The organism is Cetobacterium sp. ZWU0022 (assembly GCF_000800875.1).
GTDB lineage: Bacteria > Fusobacteriota > Fusobacteriia > Fusobacteriales > Fusobacteriaceae > Cetobacterium_A.
The window spans coordinates 1-1,215 of the sequence record NZ_JRJZ01000052.1 but is presented as its reverse complement, the minus strand read 5'-3'; the positions used below and the strand labels follow the sequence as shown (position 1 = coordinate 1,215).

Annotated in this window: 1 protein-coding gene; it reads left to right on the top strand. The window is 39.5% G+C overall.

Annotated elements, in window-relative coordinates; all coding sequences use genetic code 11:
• Positions 1 to 16 precede the first annotated feature (16 nt).
• Positions 17 to 1,204, top strand: a complete 1,188-nt coding sequence (gene tuf, locus L988_RS05375) for an elongation factor Tu (protein WP_047382362.1) — start codon at positions 17 to 19, stop codon at positions 1,202 to 1,204.
• The last annotated feature ends 11 nt before the right edge of the window (positions 1,205 to 1,215 follow it).

The window sequence follows — 1,215 nt, the reverse complement described above, 5'->3', positions numbered from 1 at the left end:
TAGGAGGAAATTTCAAATGGCTAAAGAAAAATTTGAAAGAAGCAAACCGCACGTTAACATTGGAACAATAGGACACGTTGACCACGGTAAAACAACAACAACAGCAGCAATCTCTAAAGTATTATCAGATATGGGATTAGCTAAGAAAGTAGATTTCGCAAACATTGATGCGGCTCCAGAAGAAAGAGAAAGAGGAATCACAATCAATACAGCTCACATCGAGTACGAAACAGTAGAAAGACACTATGCGCACGTTGACTGTCCAGGACATGCTGACTACGTAAAGAACATGATAACTGGAGCGGCACAAATGGATGGAGCTATCCTAGTTGTATCAGCAGCGGATGGACCAATGCCTCAAACAAGAGAGCACATCTTATTATCAAGACAAGTTGGAGTACCTTACATCGTAGTATACTTAAACAAAGCTGATATGGTAGATGACGAAGAGTTACTAGAATTAGTAGAGATGGAAGTAAGAGAGTTATTAACAGAGTACGGATTCCCAGGAGACGATTTACCAGTAGTAATGGGATCATCTTTAGGAGCGATGAACGGAGAAGAGAAATGGGTAAACCAAATTAAAGCTCTAATGGACGCTGTAGATTCTTACATTCCAACACCTGCAAGAGCAGTAGACCAACCATTCCTAATGCCAATCGAGGATGTATTCACGATAACAGGAAGAGGAACAGTAGTAACAGGAAGAATCGAAAGAGGAATAGTAAAAGTAGGAGAAGAGATCGAGATCGTAGGAATCAAAGAAACGACTTCTAAGACAACTTGTACTGGAGTAGAGATGTTCAGAAAGTTATTAGACCAAGGACAAGCTGGAGATAACGTAGGAGCATTATTAAGAGGAATCAAGAAAGAGGATGTTGAAAGAGGACAAGTATTATGTAAGCCAGGATCAATCTTACCTCATACAAACTTCAGATCAGAAGTATACGTATTAACTAAGGAAGAGGGAGGAAGACATACTCCATTCTTCTCAGGATACAGACCACAATTCTACTTCAGAACAACAGATATAACTGGAGCAATCTCTTTACCTGAAGGAGTAGAAATGGTAATGCCAGGAGATAACATTGAAATGACTGTAGAGTTAATTCATGCAATCGCAATGGAACCAGGATTAAGATTCGCGATAAGAGAAGGAGGAAGAACGGTAGCTTCTGGAGTTGTTGCAGAAATTACTAAGTAATCTTACTTAAA